An 18,442-nucleotide genomic window follows, 5' to 3' on the forward strand; every position below is an offset into this window, starting at 1 on the left:
AACAGCTGTATATAAAATCAGCACACTATTCTTACATCATCAATCGACTGATTGCCAGAGCTTTTTCTTCCTGCCTAATTACTCATGAACGTTAACCAAATGGAAATTTCAAACTCGCACCCATTGGCCTTGCCCGTCGGGGTCACGCTTGATCGGTATATCATGCACCGGCAAACGGCATTCCCCTACGCCACCGGCGATTTGTCGCAACTTCTCCGCGACATTGCCCTGGCTGGCAAAATTATTCACCGGGAAGTGAATCGGGCGGGCCTGATCGACTTAACAGGTGGCATGGGCATTCATAATGTACAGGGCGAGAGTCAGCAGAAACTGGATATGATTGCCAATATCCGTTTTTGCCGGGCACTGAAAAACGGGGGCGAAGCCTGTGCCATTATTTCGGAAGAAGACGAAGACATCATTTTCACAGGCAACAATCAGGGCAAATACGTAGTCGCCATCGATCCGCTCGACGGCTCGTCGAACATCGATGTCAACGTGTCGATCGGTACTATATTTTCGATCTACCGACGGGTAACCGCAATCGGTACCGAACCTACGATGGCCGATTTTTTGCAGGGTGGTCGCAGGCAGGTGGCGGCGGGTTATATCCTCTACGGGTCCTCAACAATCCTGGTCTACACCACAGGTCATAGCGCAAACGGCTTCACCTACGATGCCTCACTGGGTGAATTTATCCTGTCGCATCCCGACATTCACAGCCCCGCCGACGGGCAGATTTATTCGTGCAACGACGGCAACCTCGAGAACTACGAGCAGGGCGTGCGCGATTACCTGACTGACTGTCGTAGCAACCAGTTTACCGCCCGTTACATCGGTTCGCTGGTGGGTGATTTTCACCGGAACTTGCTGAAAGGCGGTATATATCTGTATCCGCCCACTCGGAAAAACAGCGAAGGGAAACTACGGCTTCTATACGAAGCTTTCCCGCTGGCTTTCCTGGCCGAAAAAGCAGGTTGTCTGGCTTCTACGGGCCATCAGTCAGTGCTCGACGTGAAACCCATAAGCCTGCATCAGCGGGTGCCGCTCTACATCGGTTCGCCCATTATGGTCGAGAACCTAATTGCTAAGCTTACTTAGACGGTGGAGACCATTTAGAAGATCGTAGTAGTCTGAAATTTCTGTTATTACTTATGCACAGTCGATAGTCTCACAGCTATCGACTTTTTTATTTTATACCTAAACCTTTAATAAATAAAATTTTTTCTTTATACAACCCTACCTATTCAGTAGGCTTATATATTTGTACTTCTTCACTAATTAACTAGATTAAAATTAGGTCATTTTCTGTAGTATCCTGACCAATAATTACATAGAAATGTCATACACGACCGATGGCTATTTAACCGTATAAGTATTCCTTGTATGTTTCCGCAGATACTACTCAGCTACCCAAACATAGCTGAGCGTATGTCAGATAATTCTTCCAAAATCCTAAGTTTAAACCGTATTTTAACTAAGTAATTTGTATGCAATGCAATAAACACCTACCACACAAAGCTGGTACCCTGTTTCGCGTGATACCAGCCATACTAGCGCTTCTGCTTACTGTGTTATCAGTGACAGCTTTTGCGCAACAACTCACGGGTACTGTTACGAATGAAGCGGGGGAAGTTCTCCCCGGTGTGAACGTAGTTGAGAAGGGTACATCTCGCGGAGCTATTACCGACAAGAACGGAAAGTACAGTCTTGCTGCCGGCCGACAGGCTACCCTCGTGTTTAGCTTTATCGGTTATACACGAAAGGAAGTGTCCGTAGGCACTCAGACGGTAATTAATGTGTCTCTGGTCACCGATCCAATGGCCCTCAACGAAGTAGTGGTTGTGGGTTATGGTACCCAGAAAAAATCATCGCTGACTGGAGCCGTTTCGTCTGTTTCGCCCAAAGACTTAAAAGCTCTTCCTGTCATCAGCGCCACACAGGCGTTGCAGGGACGGGTGCCGGGGGTGTCGGTCACCAACAACAGCAGTCCGGGCAGTGCCCCTGTAGTCCGGATTCGGGGTGTGGGTTCGGTTAGCCTGAATCCGAACCCGCTGTACGTAATTGATGGTATCCCGTCGGGCGGCCTGAACAACATTGACCCAAAAGATATCGAGTCACTGGAAGTTCTGAAGGATGCAAGCGCGGCTGCTATCTATGGATCAAGAGCTGCCAACGGCGTTGTTTTGATTACGACTAAAAAGGGTGCGGCAAACGGCAAAATGACCATCAACGTTGATTCTTATTATGGATCACAGTCGGTGTGGCGGAAGCTTGACCTGCTGAACAGCGCCGAATACATCAGGTATGGCACTGCCCTACTCTCAGCGGCTGGCCAGCCTATTCCTGGTCGGTTCACCAACCTGAACACGCCAATTTATGAAGGCGCTACGCAGACATTCGCTCAGACAGAGACAGACTGGCAGGATGTGATGTTCCGGGCTGCACCAATCATGGACCATCAGATATCCCTATCAGGTGGAAATGCGACATCTCGCGTCTACACCTCGCTGGGGTATTTCAAGCAGGATGGCATTTTACCGTTCACGACCTATGATCGGCAGAGTTTCCGGGTAAACTCTGATCATAAAGTAAGTAAATACCTAACGATTGGGCAGACGTTGCTGGCCTCAACCGATTTCCGGCGGGCGGAGCGCGCCGGTGGTGGCCGTAGCTTGCTGATGAACATCATGCGGATGGTACCTTACTGGCCCGTTAGGGACCCAACGAAAATTGGTGGCTTCAGCACCACGGCTCAAGGCCTCGATGCAACAGACCCCGAAAACCCGTTGCGGATCGCCGAACAGGAGCAGCAATTCCAGACTGACCGGGGCTTTAAAATGCTGGGCTCTGTATTTGCCGAGATCAAATTCACGGATTTCCTACGGTACCGCTTTAACTACGGCGTTGATTATGCCAACTCACGTTTCAACGGTTTCTTGCCCATCTACAACGATGGCAACCGTAGCCGCCCATTGGCGACCGTTAACGAGAACAGAAGTGAGTTTTTCTCATCAGTGATGACAAATCAGCTCACGTTCGAGAAAACGTTCGGTAAGCATTACGTGAACCTGACTGGTGTTGCCGAGCAACAGAAAAGCATGTCTCGCAATATTAGCGCCAGCGGTCAACGGCCCGATAACAACATTCAGGTTATTCAGGGCGTATCAAACCCCAATGGATCGAGCTCACGCTCAGAAAACCTGCTGATCTCGTACGTAGGTCGCCTAAACTACGAATATGCTGGCAAATACCTGATCGGCGCTTCGGTCCGTCGGGATGGGTCTTCGAAGTTTGCACCTAACCGTAAGTGGGGTACGTTCCCTGCCGTTTCAGCAGGCTGGCGGATCAGCGAGGAAGCATTTATGAAAGGGCAGACTACCTTCTCGGAGTTAAAAATTCGGGGTAGCTATGGTCAAACAGGCTACAACTCGATTGGTGACTACGACTGGCAGCCACTTGTTCAGGCCAACAACACGATCTACCCATTTAACAATCAAACAACAAATCTTGGTTCTTACTTCAACCAGCTTGGCAACAGTGATCTAAGCTGGGAAGTCACAACCATGAGCAACATTGGTCTCGACGCCTCGCTGCTGAATAATAAAATCACGTTTAGCGCCGAAGTATATCAGCGTCAGACCGAGGGCCTTCTGCTGGCGGTTCCACTGCCAGAATCATTGGGATTCTCGTCTAGTCCGCTGGCCAACGTTGGCAGCATGCGCAACTCGGGTTTTGAACTAGCGGCAGGTTACAATCATTCAAGCAAGAATTTTAATTGGAATCTGACTGGCTCGTTTGATATTACCCGCAACAAAGTGTTGGGTCTGGCTACGCCGAACGCGACCATCAACTCAGGTTCGAATGCTGACTTTGGTGGTTTCGACATTACCCGGACTGAGGTTGGTCAGCCCATTCAATCCTTCTATGGGTGGGTTGTTGACGGTATCTTCCAGAATAAGGAGGAAATTGACCGCCTGAATGCGGCTGATGGCAACGCCGCTACGTTCTACCAGAACGACAAGACAGCACCGGGCGACATTCGTTTCCGCGACCTCAATGGTGATGGAAAGATCGACGCCAATGACCGTCAGTACCTTGGTAGCTTTATTCCTAAGTTTAGCTATGGTCTGAACTGGTCAGGAAACTACAAGAATATCGACTTTACGTTGTTTTTCCAGGGTGTTCAGGGCAACAAAGTGTATAACGGCACAAAAGCAATTGGTCAGGGACAACTTCGGTTATTCAATGCTACAACCGATGTGCTGAACGCCTGGACTCCGCAGAACACCAACACCGATGTACCCCGCTCGATCAGCGGTGATCCCAACGGAAATACCCGGACATCTGACCGGTTCATTGAAGATGGTTCGTACCTGCGTTTGAAAAACCTGAGCATCGGTTACACGATTCCGGCGGCCAAAATTGCCAAGCTAACGGGCAATATCTTGAGCAAGACCCGGGTTTACGTGTCGAGCCAGAATTTGCTGACCCTAACCAAGTACACTGGCTATGACCCTGAGGTGTCATCGCAAAACTATAACCTGTTGAACAACGGTGTTGATTACGGACAGTACCCACAGGCACGTACGATCATGGTTGGCCTCAACCTGAGTTTTTAAGACAGTTCTTATCTTTCATAACGACAAGTCATCATGAAAAAGACCTTTTTTTACGGATTACTGCTACTTGGTGTAGCAGCCAGTTGCAACGAGGATGAGCTAAACAAGCTAAATCCAAACGGTGTAACGTTCGAAACCTATTTCAATAATGCCAACGAACTAACGGCGGGTGTCAATTCGATCTATGCCCTTGTTCAATCGAATAGCCTGGCATCGCGTGAGTGGTTTTTCACGCATGATCTTCGCGGCGACGAAATGGCCACCGGTGGTGGGCAGCTCGAAGCACCTCGAGCCCAACTCTTAAACGGCGTTCACGATACGGGCAATTCCGTTACCGGCAGCGTTTGGCGGGGCTGGTACCGCGCCATTCACCGCGCCAATGTAGTCATTGAAAAGGGGGGCGCTGTTCAGGGGGTTGATCCTGCCGTTCGCGATCGGCTATTGGGTGAAGCCCGTTTCATGCGGGCGTGGGCCTATTATGAGCTAGCTACTTTGTGGGGCGGTGTACCCTTATACACAGAGTTTGCCAAGAGTGTAAATGCTGCACTACCCCGCGCCACGCAAAAAGCAGTGTATGATCAGGTCATTGCCGATCTGAAAGTGGCTGAGGCAGGCTTGCCTACAACCTATAATGCTGCCAATCAGGGCCGGGCTACTAAAGGAGCTGCACAAACGCTGTTGGCACGAACGTACCTGCAACTCGGTGACTATGCCAGTGCTAAAACCGAACTACAGAAAGTAGTTAACTCGGGCCTATACCGAATCGTTGACCAATATACCGACCTCACCAACGAAGAAGGCGAGTTCAACGCTGAATCGATTTTCGAGGTTGTGTATGCCCCATCGGGTGGTGCTTTTAACTGGGGCGGCGACGGTGACGGTACCGCTGTTCAGGAAGAGACCGTTCGGTCGCAGGAGTACGCAGCCATTGCGTGGCGCAACTTGATTCCATCGAATAAAATCCTGAATTCCTACGAAATCGTAGCCAAAGGCGATGCCAAAGATGACCCCCGCTATGCTTTTTCGTATTATTCTGAAGGGGATGTGTTTAACAATGGTGCCAGTACCCTCACCAGCACTAGTGTACAGGGGAATGCTTCGGTGGTGAACGGGAAAACACTGAAAGTAAGCTGGCGGAAGTATTCCATGATGTACAAATCCAACGCTGCCAATCAGCAGGGCGGTATCAACATGCGCGTTATGCGCTATGCCGACGTACTGTTGATGCTGGCTGAGTGCGAGAATGAGGCCGGTAACCGTACAGCCGCTCTTGCGTTGATGAACCAGGTACGTGCGCGCAAATCGGTTGCCATGCCTCCTTACCCAACCGCCAATTATCCGTGCACAAACCAAAGTGAGGTATTTGATGCCATTGTACACGAACGGATGGTAGAACTGGCATCCGAACAGGTCCGCAACTTTGACATTTTGCGGTGGCGGAAAAATAAGAAGCAGAAATCGGAGCCAATCGCGTATTTCGTTGCGAACAAGCACGAGCTACTTCCGATTCCACAATCAGAAATCGATAATAGCCCGGCACTGGACGCGAAAGACCAGAACCCTGGCTACTAGGCATTCAGGGTTGAGTAATAGATAAATGGGTAATTTGGTAACTGGGTAATTGCGCTGCTGAGGTTGGTCACTTTCTCTCGGCAACGCAATTACCCAATTACCGAATTACCCATTTATCCATTTACCACTTACCCATTTAGTTTCCCAACTTATGCGTTGCGCGTTTTTTATCTCTGTACTGCTGCTTGCCGGCACCCTGCTCAGCTGTCAGCAACCTACCCGCCTGTTCGACAAGATTGATGCCAGTCAATCAGGGCTGACGTTTGCCAATACGCTCACGCCCAACGACTCACTGAACGCGTTCACGTTCACTAACTTCTACAACGGCGGGGGTGTGGGTGTAGGCGATTTTAACCATGACGGCAAACCCGATCTGTTCTTCACCGGCAATCAGGTTAGCTGCCGATTATACATTAATCAGAGTAACAGCCAGTCTGGTCTTTCATTTGCCGATGTAACGGAGTCGGCTGGTATCCAGACCGACCGCTGGTGCACGGGTGTGTCTGTTGTCGACATCAATCAGGATGGGTGGGACGACATTTACGTAAGTGTGGCAACACACCAAACCATGCGACAGAACCGTAATCTGTTGTTTATCAATCAAAAAACGGCGTCGCCTACGTTTCGGGAAGAAGCTAAAGCGTATGGTCTCGATTTTGCAGGTTACACCACACAGGCCGCTTTTTTCGATTATGACCTCGACGGTGACCTCGACGCTTTTTTGCTAAACACGGCGCCCGATGTGCAGAACCCGAACTACCTGCGCCCGGCGATCAACGACGGCAGCTACCCGTCAACCGACCGGCTTTATCGCAACGAAGGTATTGGCCCCGACGGACGGGCGGTATTCAGAGATGTGTCGGCGCAAGCCGGCATCCGATACGAAGGATTGGGCTTGGGATTGGTCATCTCCGATTTGAATCAGGATGGCTATCCGGATATCTATTGCTCAAATGACTTCATCAGCAGCGATGTGCTGTATCTGAATAACGGCGCCAACCCTGACAGTCTGGGTACGTTCCGAAATAGCATCCGCGCCTCGCTCGCGCATACGAGTTTATACGGCATGGGCATTGATGCTGCCGACCTGAATAACGACCGCCGAATTGACCTGATGCAGCTTGATATGCTGCCCAAAGAAAACACCCGGCTCAAACAGATGATTGGTGCCCAGGATTTCGACAAAAAAGAACTAAGCCTGCGCCCACAGTACGGGTACCAGTTGCAATACATGCGCAATACGGTGCAATTGAACAGTGGCAATGACCGCCAAACACCGACCTTCAGCGAAGTAGGTATGCTGGCAGGACTGGCCCAAACTGACTGGAGTTGGTCTACCCTACTCGCTGATCTGGATCAGGACGGCCATAAGGATATTTTTATCACTAACGGATACCGAAAAAACGTAACCGACCGCGATTTCATCAGCTTCACCGAAGAGTTTAGCATGTTTGGCACCGATAAGGCCCGACAGGAACAACGCGATAAACTCTTGCTTCAGATACCCGAGATCAAACTGACCAACTACGCATTTCGCAACACAAGCGACCTCACCTACAACGATGTGTCGACAGCCTGGGGCCTCGATGAACTGTCGTATGCCAACGGAGCCGCCTATGCCGACTTCGACGGCGATGGCGATCTGGATTTGGTGGTCAATAACATTGATCAAGAGGCATCGCTGTTTCAGAACAATTGTCGCACTCAGCTAAAAACCAACTACTTACATCTTTCCTTTAAGGGCTCTGCCGCCAATCAGACAGGTATCGGCGCTACGGTTACGGTCTGGACGGGTAATCAGCAACAGGTTTTCGAGCACTATCCGGTTCGGGGCTATTTGTCTTCGATGGGTACCGGTATACTTATCGGAATGGCCCAAACACCCATGGCCGATTCGATCCGTGTTGTATGGCCCGGTGGCCTTACTGAAACACGCTACCGGGTACAGGCCAATCAACGCATTATCGTGTCGATTAACGACGCGAAACCGATACCTGTCCGAACCAGTCAACCCCCTAAAACTCTGTTTTCAAAACTACCTGACGTGCCTGACTTTGTGCATCAGGAATCAGATTACGTTGATTTCAAGACCACCCCGGCACTCCACAAAATGCTGTCGCGGGCAGGGGCTGTTCTGGCCGTTGGCGATCTGAACGGCGATGGTTTTGATGATATCGCGGTGGGGGCCTCGTATCGGGGTAGTGCCGGTGCCTTGTTTTTCGGGCAGCCCAACGGTGGCTTCAAACGAACCGACTGGATGCCCAACAGCCCCATGGAGGTTGGGGGCATTTTAGTGTTCGACGCTGATAATGACCATGATCAGGATTTGCTTGTAGTGGGTGGCGGCAACGAGCGCCCACTGTCGGTGCGTGAAGCGTTTCAGCCAATATTGTATCAGAACGATGGGCGGGGTCACTTTACCCCCGTACCCACGGCCATTCCGCTCTTCACAGCGAGCAGTCAAACGGTTCGGGCTATTGATTATGACCACGATGGCGATGCTGACGTGTTGGTTGCCGGCCGACAGATACCGGGTAGTTATCCGCTACCCGCACCGGGTTTTCTGCTTCGTAATGATCAGAAACCGGGTCAGCCCCTACGGTTCACCAACGTGACCGCTCAGATTGCTCCCGATCTGGCAAACCTGGGCATGGTTTGCGACGCCCTCCCCCTCGACATAGACGGCGATCGGGATGATGATCTGGTACTGGTGGGTGAATGGATGCCCCTGACTGTCCTCGAAAACCAGAAGGGCGTCTTTCGGAAGCAAACCACACCGGGACCTGCTTCAGCCCAGACGGGCTGGTGGAACTGCCTGAGCGCCGGTGATTTCGACCACGATGGCGACCCCGATCTACTGCTCGGTAATGAAGGACTGAATACCCTTTACCGGGCTTCGGTTAGCGAGCCAATGGCTATTTATGGGAACGATTTCAACAACGATGGGCTGTTCGACCCTATCCTGGGTTACGTCATCAATGGTGTTCGCTACCCGGCACTGCCCCGTGATGCCATCAACCAGCAAATCATTCAGTTTCGCCGGAAATACCTGCATTACATCGACTACGCAAAGGCTGAGTTCGACGACCTATTTTCAGAGAGTGAACTACAAAACGCATATAAAGGCCAGGTCACTGAACTCCAGAGCTGTTATGCCGAAAACATAGGCCACGGCCAGTTCAGACTCAGACCTTTACCGTTACTGGCTCAGCAGTCGCCTATTTTTGGGTACGTTGTCGATGACTTCGATCACGACGGCAAGCTGGACGCGCTGGCTACCGGCAATTTTTACCCTAACGAAGCCAACATGGGTCGGCAAGATGCTTCGCGCGGGATTTTGCTGAAAGGCGATGGCCGTGGGGGATTTACGACCTTGACATCTGCCCAAACCGGATTTTCGGTAGCTGGCGATGCCCGGCGTTCGTATCGGCTCAAAAACCCGGCACGCATTGTTACGGCTGTGAGCAACGGCCCGCTAACCGTACACTCGCTGACCAGGCAGTAACCTTACCGCTGAGGCAAATCGACCCGGTTTAGTATTAATCGACCTCGACCATGGCCTTGATAACACCGTTTGCAGGGTCTAACCAGGTGGCGAACGTGTCGGCAACGGCATCAAAAGTTACCCGATGAGTGATGTAGGTGGTGGGGTTTACCAGTCCTTGCTTCAGACAGGCAATCACGTGTTCAAAGTCCGCTCGGGTCGCGTTCCGGCTGCTCATCAGCGTAGCTTCGCGCTTGTGAAATTCGGGGTGGCTGAAACTAATCTCGCCTTTCTGGAGCCCAACCAGCACGTACCTGGCTCCGTGCGCCATGTACTGGAAACTGTTGTTAATGGCTTTTAAACTGCCCGTGGCATCGATCACCACTGTGGGCATATCGCCGTTGGTGATAGCCAGAAGTTGCTCAGACACATCGGGCGAAAGGGCGTTGATCGTATGCGCTACGCCCAGCTTTTCGCGGCAAAAAGCTAGCCGTCCTTCGTTGATATCAAGGGCAATAACGGTGCCTCCTGCAATCCGGGCAAACTCCATCACGCCCATGCCTATGGGGCCGGCACCAATGACGAGCACAAACTCCCCCGCCTCAACGGCGGCTCGCCCAACACCGTGTGCACCAATGGCCAATGGTTCTACCAACGCCAGTTCATCAACGCTCAACCCGTTGCCGTGCACAAGCGCGTATGACGGAACAGAAAGATATTCAGCCATGCCACCATCGATATGAACGCCGCTTACCTGCATTTGGGTACAGCAATTGGGTTTACCCCTCCGACACGCAATGCAATGGCCGCAGTTGAAATACGGAATGAAGGTAACCAGTTCACCCGGCCGAAAATCGGGGGCTCCATCGGCTTCTATCAGTTCACCAGCCAGTTCATGGCCTAAGATTCGGGGATACGAAAAAAAAGGCTGTGTGCCTTCAAAGGCGTGTAAATCGGTACCGCAAATACCAATGCGCTTGATTCGGATGATGGCCCGACCCGTTGTCATCTCGGGCATAACTCCCTGTTCATACGCGAACTGTCCGGGAGTAGTGCATACTAAAGTTTTCATACGGTGAGCAAGGTAGTTGTAATCTCGTACTACTTTGCCATTGAAAGGTAGCGTTTTGATGCCAGACGCTGGATTAGCGTCTATAAGGGTCAGATAAAAAGCGGTAGTTTCGCCACATGGATGATGAAGCCCTCGACTTTCTGCAAAAAGACCCCGTTTTAGCCCAAATCATTGCTGAAACTCCAACCATAAAACCCGCCACCAGCTTTGTGGATATACACGAAGCCGATCGGCTGTATCTGGCGTTATTGGAAAGCATTGTGTCTCAGCAGATTTCGGTGAAAGCAGCCGATGCTATTTTTCGTCGATTCCGCCTGCTCTTCAGCGAAACAGCCGACGCCGAGGGATACCCCTCCCCCGCCCAATTGCTACAAAAAACGCCCGACGAGCTACGTACCGCCGGCTTGTCGTTCCAGAAAATAAAATACCTGCAGAGCGTAGCTGAGTTCGCCCTGATTCATCCGCTGACCATCGACCACGTTGCCGATATGAACGACGAAGAAGTGGTTCAGTACCTGCTTCCCATCAAAGGTGTAGGTCGCTGGACGGTGGAAATGCTGCTTATGTTTGTACTCGACCGGCCCGACGTTTTTCCAGTCGACGATCTGGTCATTCGCCAGAAAATGACAAGAGCTTATGGACTTAGCGAAACGGGCCGACCTCTCTACAAACGGTTGCATGAAATTGCCGAGCCGTGGCGACCCTACCGTACCCTGGCCTGCCGGTATTTGTGGCGATGGAAGCCGGAAAAAATATAAATAGTCACACCTACAATTTCTTCACTTTCAACGCCACCGTCGACTCAACTTTCAGAAGGGCTTGAATACCGTCGGGGCGAATGGCGATGCGTTGCGGTACAAACTTGAACGATTGAATGTCGAGGTCGTTTTTCTTGCCTGCTTTTGCCTGTTCAAATGCCCCATCGATCAGCGTCGGTAACTTATCAATATGCTCGCGGATCGGGAATTTGAGGATACTGGTCAGTGTGTCGTTTAGCCTGTCGTGAAGCAGCCAATCGGCGGTGGCGAAGAGACGTTCCTGCGTTTCTACGTCAAAATCAATGTTTCTGACTTGCAACGTATGGGTGAGCGTGTCGTAGGCGGGCTGACCACGAAAAAATAGCGTGCCTTTCACGGCTCCGCCCACATCGGCGCGAATAATGATTGACCGCTGACCACCATACACCTTTGTACCTTTCACGGTGATTAACCCACCGGCAAGTTTCACCTTATGGCCCTTTAACTGTTTAGCTAGAATACGGTTGATGTCGACATAGGAAATGAAGCTCATTACCCGTAAATCTGAAACGAGTTCTACCGTTTTTGCCAGTCTAATGCGGGGCAGTTCATGGTTGAGGGCAATAACGGGCCGGGGGCCAATCAGGGTTTTGGTGTAAAAAGCCACTCGAATCGGCACCGTCAGCGTTTCAGCATTGCCGGTTACTTCACCCACTGCCACACTGAACGGCGTGGGAACCAGCCACAGTGAATCGGGCTGTTTAGCCAGAATAAGAGGTTTTTGCAGATCGAGCCACACCGGGCGAATCTGCTGATCGAGACGCAACCCCTCATACACGGCCTGATCGATCGCCTTCTCAATATCAGCGCGGCGCTTTTGAATGACGTTTTCGGCCAGTTTCGTGAAAGGAATGTTTATGCCCAGTATCCGCACTTGTGGCTCTTTAATCCAGGTATGCTTAACGAGGTTGACCCGGGTGCTGAGTCGCCAATCGGGTGATACCTGTAATGGACTTTGGAAGTCGACCGAAAGCGCACAAACGGCTGTTTTGGCGTGTTTATTCTTTCTAAGCCGAATGGGGTTATCCAGCCATATTTCCAGAGGAGCCGAGAAGGTAACTTTATGATTAACGTACCTGATTTTTATGCGCCCCTTCCGAATCACACGCATGTTGAAACTAGCCCCCTTCTGCCCTTCCAGCATTTCCGGGCTAACAATTTCCGTCTTGATCGAGGCATTGACTTTGTCTTCGAGACTTTTGATCTGAAACGTGATCGGGGCAGACACAAATGAACGGGCAGGCGGAATAGGCTCATCGAAGCCTTCGGCCAGCGGGGCCGTTGGCTTCACCTTCTTGCAGGCCGTTGCCCAGCCCAACACAAACAGTATACAGAACAGATAGGTAGAACGTCGTGGAATCATATGGGCATCAAACGGCCCATCACCAATGAAGGTTTGTTTATCTTAGTGTACGACCGGCTTTACCCCACCCGGCGAGCTACTTTTCGCTCATCGGGTGCACAACCACAGCCCTTGCCGCAGCCAGTTTCCTTCGCCGAAAAGCGCCCAAAAACCCGCCAGCCCAGATACCCCAGCGCCGCCGCGAACAACAAAAAAATGATGATTGTCTGCATAAGTGAGTTAAGAATTAAGAGTTAAGACGGTCCGCCGGTGCGGTTGCGTTGCCATAGCGTGTGATCTATCAATAGCAACGCAACCGCACCGGCGGACCGTCTCAATTCTTAACTCATTTCCCCCTCCCATCCGTTCCGTTGGGCGAGGCGGGCGATGTGTTGGTAGTGGTGTTCGCCGTGCCAGGCGTAGAGCGCAATAACATCGGCAAGGGTGTACGTTTGCTGGTTGGCAGGATGTTGGTAGGTGCGGGCAAGTTGATCCGGTGTCAGGTCGGTCAGGCAACGTACCCAACGCAGGTGCAGATTGGTGAGAATAGCCAGTGAAGGCGCTACCGGGAACACCGAATCGGGCAGTCTGGCCCACTCCGCTTCGTCATACGGACTGATGCGCGGGTTTACTTCCGTCAGCGCCAGCCGGGTACGTATATACGCATTCATGTGGCTATCGGCCACGTGGTGCACCACCTGCCTGACAGTCCAGCCGTCGGGGCGATAGGGCGTATCGAGGCGCTGGTCGGGCCAGCATTGCACCAGATCGGTTAGTTTCCGGGGGAGTTCGGCAAGGGCTTTTAGCCGCGTTTGCAGATCGATTGCAGTTTGACCTGTTGACGCAGGGGCGGGACCGATTGGGTAACGCAAGTCATCGAGAGAGGGCATATCTGAACGGTTTTGGCAAATCTAGCCTGAACTTTTCGGCTCTAAAAACCTTTTCTGACGATAGATAACTAACCTGAAGGAAGCGCATTGCCAGTGTGCTACCCGTCAACAACGAACGATAATGAACTGGAATAAACTGACTACTGCGGCACAACTCGACCAGATCAAAGCTGAATCGGGCGAGCAGCCGGTGCTTATTTTCAAACACAGCACCACCTGCTCTATCAGCTCAATGGCCCTTAGCCGCATGGAACGCAATTGGTCTGAAACCGCAGGAATTAAGCCATATTACCTGGATTTACTGGCCAATCGGCCGCTTTCAGGTCAGGTTGCCGAAACGTTTAAGGTCGTTCACCAGTCACCACAGGTATTGCTGATTCAAGATGGTCAGTGCGTTTATGATGCCTCTCACATGAGTATCTCCTTTCAGGCACTGACACAGGCCGTATAATGCTAATTTGCCTTATGAAAAGCAGTTGTTCTTGACAGGAATGACTGCTTTTTTATTGGGTTTTGTCAGCGACAGTGTACTCAAATACAGGGAAAAATGGGAGTACACTGAATTTTTAACAACCTTAACGCCTAATTAGTTAGACTACCATAGCTCTCAACGTTCAATGAATTCAAAGCCCACCTGGGGTGATAAAACCCCGTTAAGCTCACTTCCAAAAACGCCAACCGGTATTGCCGGCCTTGACGAAATCACGGCTGGTGGCCTTCCGGAAGGCCGCCCAACACTCATATGTGGCAGTGCTGGCTCCGGCAAAACGCTGTTTTCGATGGAATTTATCGTTCGGGGAGCTCTGCAGTACGGCGAGCCAGGCGTCTTTGTATCGTTCGAAGAAAAAACCGAAGAGCTTACTCTCAACGTAGCTTCACTTGGATTTGATCTGAATCAGCTCCAGAACGATAGCCTGATCAAACTCGATCATGTTCGTATTGAACGTAGCGAGATCGAAGAAACGGGTGAATATGACCTCGATGGTTTATTCATCCGGCTCGGCTATGCTATCGACAGCATCGGAGCCAAGCGGGTTGTACTGGACACGATTGAAAACCTGTTTTCGGGACTCAACAATCAGGGGATTCTCAGGGCCGAGTTACGGCGGCTTTTCGGCTGGTTGAAAGACAAAAAGGTAACTACCATCATCACCGGTGAAAAGGGCGATGGTGTACTTACCCGACAGGGACTTGAGGAATACGTATCTGACTGTGTGATCCTGCTCGATCACCGGGTCGACAATCAAATATCGACCCGGCTTTTGCGCATCGTTAAATACCGGGGTTCAGTGCATGGCACCAACGAATACCCGTTCCTGATCGATACAGAAGGCATTTCGGTTTTGCCCGTCACGTCGCTGACGCTAGACCATAATGTGTCTACTGAGCGTATATCGTCGGGCATTTCATCGCTCGATAAAATGCTGGATAATCAGGGCTTTTTTAGAGGAAGCAGTATTCTTATTTCGGGAACAGCGGGAACCGGAAAAACCAGCATAGCCACCTGTTTTGTGAATCAGGCTTGCTTACGGAACGAGCGTAGCCTTTATCTGGCCTTTGAAGAGTCGCCACAGCAGATTGTCAGAAATATGCGTTCGATCGGACTTGATCTACAGGCGCATATCGATAAAGGACTTCTCACCTTCCACGCGTCGCGACCTACCCTCAATGGACTGGAGATGCACTTGCTGGCCATCCATAAACTGGTAGAGCGTATCAGGCCCGAAGTAGTGGTGCTCGACCCCATTACCAATCTGGTTACGGTGGGGTCGATGAGCGAGGTGAAATCGATGCTGATTCGGCTGATTGATTTTTTGCAGAGCCGCCAAATTACCGTTCTATTCACCGCCCTTACCACTAATACCGTGCTCCAGGAACAAGCCGACGAAGGGGTTGCCTCGCTAGTCGATGCCTGGCTAATGGTTCGGGATATTGAGTCGAATGGAGAACGGAACCGGGGTCTTTACCTGATGAAATCACGGGGAATGAAGCACTCCAACCAGGTACGTGAATTTGTGATCACCGACGAAGGCGTTGATCTGGTCGATGTGTATCTGGGGCCTGAAGGCGTACTGATCGGTTCAGCCCGGCAGGCTCAGGAACTCCAGCAGGTAACCGGTGTAGCTATACGAGACCACGCGATGAGCCGAAAAGACCGCGAAATTGAACGAAAACGGCTTGTGCTGGAAGCCAAAATAGCTAGTCTCAAAGAAGAGTTCGACTCAATGCAGGAGGAACTGAACAAAAGCTATATCGAGGAGGAACTGCGCAAGGAGATACTCGAACAGAACCGAAATCAACTGATCAAGAACCGTCACAAAGACGAATAACGCCTGATCATAAACCACCATTTAGCATGACAGAAACCGAAGAAAAAGTTGCCGTCTGGGAGCTTAGGCTCTACGTGGCCGGCAATACACCGAAGTCGAACCTCGCGTTGGCTAACCTGAAAAAATACTGCGAAGCCAACCTCAAGGGCAATTACATCATTGAGGTTATCGACCTGTTGGTGCATCCTCAACTGGCCGAGGGCGACCAGATTCTGGCTGTGCCTACACTGGTTAAGAAAGTACCTGAGCCAATTCGCAAAATCATTGGTGACCTATCAAACGAAGAAAAAGTGTTGGTTGGCCTGAATATTCGTCCGGCGAAGCAATAAGATGATCGATTCGAGCCAAAATGAAGACAGCCAGTCGGGCTCTGACAGGCAGCACGATACGCGCATGCCTTATCAGTTGAGCCTTTTTGTGGCAGGTGCTTCGGTCAATTCAACGCGGGCCATTACGAATCTGAAACACCTTTGCGAAACGTATCTACCCGGTCAATACAGTTTGGAGGTTATTGATGTCCATCAGCAAAAACAGGCTGCTGAAACACAACAAATCATTGCATTACCCTTGCTAATTAAACACGAACCGTTGCCCGAACGCCGACTGATTGGCGACATGTCGGATACCAATAAGGTGTTGAAAGGGTTAGGACTTTTGGATCAATCTACATGAGTGAGGTACAGACCTACGAACAACTTCTGGCCGAAAACGAAAGATTACGCGTTCAACTCGAAGAGGCAACGGAGACGATTCAGGCCATACGAACCGGTCAGATCGATGCGTTGGTTGTCGAGGGCGAAGAGGGCCACGAGTTGTATACCCTGAAGACCGCTGATACCACTTACCGGGTCATTATTGAAACCATGAACGAAGGCGCTGTGACCCTGGCCACGAGTGGCCTGATTGTGTACAGCAACTCAACGTTTGCCCTACTGGTCGGCAAGCCTCTTTCGCAGGTAACGGGTTTATCGTTCTACAGCTTTGTGAGCGCCGATAATTTACAGCAGTGCCAGAGCCTGTTTGCTGAAGATCAGATTGCCAATCGGAAAGAAGAAATTTCGCTCATCGACAGCAACGGCACCCGGATTCCTTGTTTGTTGTCAGTAACCACGCTAGAACTCGATGAAGGCACGTCGCTCTCGGTGATTGTCACCGATCTCACCAGTCAGAAAGAAGCGCAGCAGCAATTGCGCCAAAACAATGACCGGCTCGAAAAGTCGAATGTCGCGCTCGAAATAAGCAATCATGCCCTGAACCTGTCGAACGACAATCTGGAGCAGTTTGCCTACGTGGCAAGCCATGATTTGCAAGAACCGTTACGAAAAATTCAATCGTTTGGCGAACTACTAACGGTTCACTACGGCCATAATCTGGATGATGAGGGCCTCAACATAATTCATCGAATGAGTGCGGCAGCAACCCGCATGTCACTTCTAATCAAAGACTTACTGAACTACTCCCGATTAACTACCCAGCAGACCCCGTTCAAAAAAGTAGATCTAAATCTATTGCTTACCGACATCCTCGACGATCTGTCGGTGGCGGTCAGTGAATCGGGCGTAGTTATCGAGCGAGAAAACCTACCTGTCATTAACGGCGATTCTGCACAGCTTCAGCAGCTGTTCATGAACCTGTTATCGAACGCACTGAAATTCCGTCACCCTGATATAACACCACATATTCGGGTGTCGGCACGTCGGCTACTCGCTGCCGAGATACCCCCTTCAGCATTAGCCACCCCAGCCGATAGCAGCCCGAATCGCCCTTTTCATCAGATTAGCATCACTGATAACGGTATCGGTTTCGACGAAAAATATACAGACCGTATTTTCCAGGTATTTCAACGCTTACACGGCAAAGCACAGTACCCCGGTAGTGGCGTGGGACTGGCCATCTGCCGGAAGGTTGTCTTGAATCATAGGGGTGGTTTAACTGCCCAAAGTAAACCCGGTGAAGGGGCCACCTTCATTATCTATCTGCCTGCATGATCGTTCACAGTCTGTTTGACAAAGGTTAGCAACATACCTGGCTCTATAGGCTATATACGTGTGGAGTCAGGTACGTTAGTTAATCCAGTATGCTTCGTAAAAGGGTATTTGTCGAAACATGGCAAAAATTACATGTAACTGAATTTACTTATAGACTCACCCTAAATAACCTCAATACTGCTTTAGGGTTAATACTTACATTAATTATGAGTTTTTGAGTAAAAAGTAGGGTATAATTGGTTATGGGGCCACATATTATGATTTAAACAGTTTTTTTTTAAATTATAATATGCCCCTTAACCAATTATCCTTTTACTCATGAAGCAACATGTACTCCGTAGAATA

14 protein-coding genes are annotated in these 18,442 nt (G+C 50.6%); 10 read left to right on the forward strand and 4 right to left on the reverse strand.

Features of this window, described 5'->3' with window-relative positions; all coding sequences use genetic code 11:
• Window positions 1-99 precede the first annotated feature (99 nt).
• The 4 genes from fbp to ACAW87_RS11630 all read left to right on the forward strand — a co-directional run bounded on the left by fbp (window position 100) and on the right by ACAW87_RS11630 (window position 9,699).
• On the forward strand, window positions 100-1,101 hold the full coding sequence (gene fbp / locus ACAW87_RS11615) for a class 1 fructose-bisphosphatase (protein ID WP_370723909.1): 1,002 nt from the start codon (window positions 100-102) through the stop codon (window positions 1,099-1,101).
• A 479-nt stretch (window positions 1,102-1,580) separates the two neighbouring features.
• Window positions 1,581-4,622: a SusC/RagA family TonB-linked outer membrane protein gene (locus ACAW87_RS11620; RefSeq protein ID WP_370723564.1), complete on the forward strand. Its 3,042-nt coding sequence runs from the start codon at window positions 1,581-1,583 to the stop codon at window positions 4,620-4,622.
• A 33-nt stretch (window positions 4,623-4,655) separates the two neighbouring features.
• Entirely contained in the window at window positions 4,656-6,194 is a 1,539-nt protein-coding gene (locus tag ACAW87_RS11625) for a RagB/SusD family nutrient uptake outer membrane protein (RefSeq protein ID WP_370723565.1), read from the forward strand.
• A gap of 151 nt (window positions 6,195-6,345) precedes the next feature.
• Window positions 6,346-9,699 (forward strand): CRTAC1 family protein, encoded by a 3,354-nt coding sequence (locus tag ACAW87_RS11630; protein ID WP_370723566.1) that lies wholly within the window; start codon window positions 6,346-6,348, stop codon window positions 9,697-9,699.
• A 34-nt stretch (window positions 9,700-9,733) separates the two neighbouring features.
• On the opposite strand, the gene ACAW87_RS11635 is transcribed toward ACAW87_RS11630, so the two are convergent.
• Window positions 9,734-10,750 (reverse strand): zinc-binding alcohol dehydrogenase family protein, encoded by a 1,017-nt coding sequence (locus ACAW87_RS11635; RefSeq protein WP_370723567.1) that lies wholly within the window; start codon window positions 10,748-10,750, stop codon window positions 9,734-9,736.
• 116 nt (window positions 10,751-10,866) lie between these two features.
• On the opposite strand from ACAW87_RS11635, the gene ACAW87_RS11640 reads away from it, so the two are divergent.
• A complete protein-coding gene (locus ACAW87_RS11640; RefSeq protein WP_370723568.1) occupies window positions 10,867-11,508 on the forward strand; it encodes a DNA-3-methyladenine glycosylase family protein in 642 nt (213 codons plus the stop codon).
• Window positions 11,509-11,518: 10 nt separating this feature from the next.
• Here ACAW87_RS11640 and ACAW87_RS11645 read toward each other — a convergent pair whose 3' ends face one another.
• The 3 genes from ACAW87_RS11645 to ACAW87_RS11655 all read right to left on the reverse strand — a co-directional run bounded on the left by ACAW87_RS11645 (window position 11,519) and on the right by ACAW87_RS11655 (window position 13,779).
• Window positions 11,519-12,910, reverse strand: coding sequence for a DUF4403 family protein (locus ACAW87_RS11645; protein WP_370723569.1), 1,392 nt, complete (start codon window positions 12,908-12,910; stop codon window positions 11,519-11,521).
• 59 nt (window positions 12,911-12,969) lie between these two features.
• Window positions 12,970-13,122, reverse strand: a complete 153-nt coding sequence (locus tag ACAW87_RS11650; protein ID WP_370723570.1) for a FeoB-associated Cys-rich membrane protein — start codon at window positions 13,120-13,122, stop codon at window positions 12,970-12,972.
• 108 nt (window positions 13,123-13,230) lie between these two features.
• Window positions 13,231-13,779 (reverse strand): YfiT family bacillithiol transferase, encoded by a 549-nt coding sequence (locus ACAW87_RS11655; RefSeq protein ID WP_370723571.1) that lies wholly within the window; start codon window positions 13,777-13,779, stop codon window positions 13,231-13,233.
• Window positions 13,780-13,900: 121 nt separating this feature from the next.
• On the opposite strand from ACAW87_RS11655, the gene ytxJ reads away from it, so the two are divergent.
• The 5 genes from ytxJ to ACAW87_RS11680 all read left to right on the forward strand — a co-directional run bounded on the left by ytxJ (window position 13,901) and on the right by ACAW87_RS11680 (window position 18,097).
• Window positions 13,901-14,230, forward strand: coding sequence for a bacillithiol system redox-active protein YtxJ (ytxJ, locus tag ACAW87_RS11660; protein ID WP_370723572.1), 330 nt, complete (start codon window positions 13,901-13,903; stop codon window positions 14,228-14,230).
• Between the two features lie 166 nt (window positions 14,231-14,396).
• The gene (kaiC, locus tag ACAW87_RS11665) at window positions 14,397-16,109 is read left to right on the forward strand and encodes a circadian clock protein KaiC (RefSeq protein ID WP_370723573.1); all 1,713 of its coding nucleotides are present in this window, start codon (window positions 14,397-14,399) and stop codon (window positions 16,107-16,109) included.
• 26 nt (window positions 16,110-16,135) lie between these two features.
• A complete protein-coding gene (locus ACAW87_RS11670) occupies window positions 16,136-16,438 on the forward strand; it encodes a circadian clock KaiB family protein (protein WP_370723574.1) in 303 nt (100 codons plus the stop codon).
• Between the two features lies 1 nt (window position 16,439).
• Window positions 16,440-16,781, forward strand: coding sequence for a circadian clock KaiB family protein (locus ACAW87_RS11675; RefSeq protein ID WP_370723575.1), 342 nt, complete (start codon window positions 16,440-16,442; stop codon window positions 16,779-16,781).
• Window positions 16,778-18,097 (forward strand): sensor histidine kinase, encoded by a 1,320-nt coding sequence (locus tag ACAW87_RS11680; protein ID WP_370723576.1) that lies wholly within the window; start codon window positions 16,778-16,780, stop codon window positions 18,095-18,097. Before ACAW87_RS11675 ends, ACAW87_RS11680 begins: the two co-directional genes overlap by 4 nt.
• Window positions 18,098-18,442: the final 345 nt, after the last annotated feature.

The organism is Fibrella aquatica, assembly GCF_041321135.1.
Taxonomy (GTDB): domain Bacteria; phylum Bacteroidota; class Bacteroidia; order Cytophagales; family Spirosomataceae; genus Fibrella; species Fibrella aquatica.

Excerpts from the sequence above, each read along its gene's own strand:
- fbp (WP_370723909.1), top strand. The coding sequence starts at position 100 with ATGGAAATTTCAAACTCGCACCCATTGGCCTTGCCCGTCGGGGTCACG.
- ACAW87_RS11625 (WP_370723565.1), top strand. The coding sequence starts at position 4,656 with ATGAAAAAGACCTTTTTTTACGGATTACTGCTACTTGGTGTAGCAGCC.
- ACAW87_RS11630 (WP_370723566.1), top strand. The coding sequence starts at position 6,346 with ATGCGTTGCGCGTTTTTTATCTCTGTACTGCTGCTTGCCGGCACCCTG.
- ACAW87_RS11635 (WP_370723567.1), bottom strand. The coding sequence starts at position 10,750 with ATGAAAACTTTAGTATGCACTACTCCCGGACAGTTCGCGTATGAACAG.
- ACAW87_RS11640 (WP_370723568.1), top strand. The coding sequence starts at position 10,867 with ATGGATGATGAAGCCCTCGACTTTCTGCAAAAAGACCCCGTTTTAGCC.
- ACAW87_RS11645 (WP_370723569.1), bottom strand. The coding sequence starts at position 12,910 with ATGATTCCACGACGTTCTACCTATCTGTTCTGTATACTGTTTGTGTTG.
- ACAW87_RS11650 (WP_370723570.1), bottom strand. The coding sequence starts at position 13,122 with ATGCAGACAATCATCATTTTTTTGTTGTTCGCGGCGGCGCTGGGGTAT.
- ACAW87_RS11655 (WP_370723571.1), bottom strand. The coding sequence starts at position 13,779 with ATGCCCTCTCTCGATGACTTGCGTTACCCAATCGGTCCCGCCCCTGCG.
- ytxJ (WP_370723572.1), top strand. The coding sequence starts at position 13,901 with ATGAACTGGAATAAACTGACTACTGCGGCACAACTCGACCAGATCAAA.
- kaiC (WP_370723573.1), top strand. The coding sequence starts at position 14,397 with ATGAATTCAAAGCCCACCTGGGGTGATAAAACCCCGTTAAGCTCACTT.
- ACAW87_RS11670 (WP_370723574.1), top strand. The coding sequence starts at position 16,136 with ATGACAGAAACCGAAGAAAAAGTTGCCGTCTGGGAGCTTAGGCTCTAC.
- ACAW87_RS11675 (WP_370723575.1), top strand. The coding sequence starts at position 16,440 with ATGATCGATTCGAGCCAAAATGAAGACAGCCAGTCGGGCTCTGACAGG.
- ACAW87_RS11680 (WP_370723576.1), top strand. The coding sequence starts at position 16,778 with ATGAGTGAGGTACAGACCTACGAACAACTTCTGGCCGAAAACGAAAGA.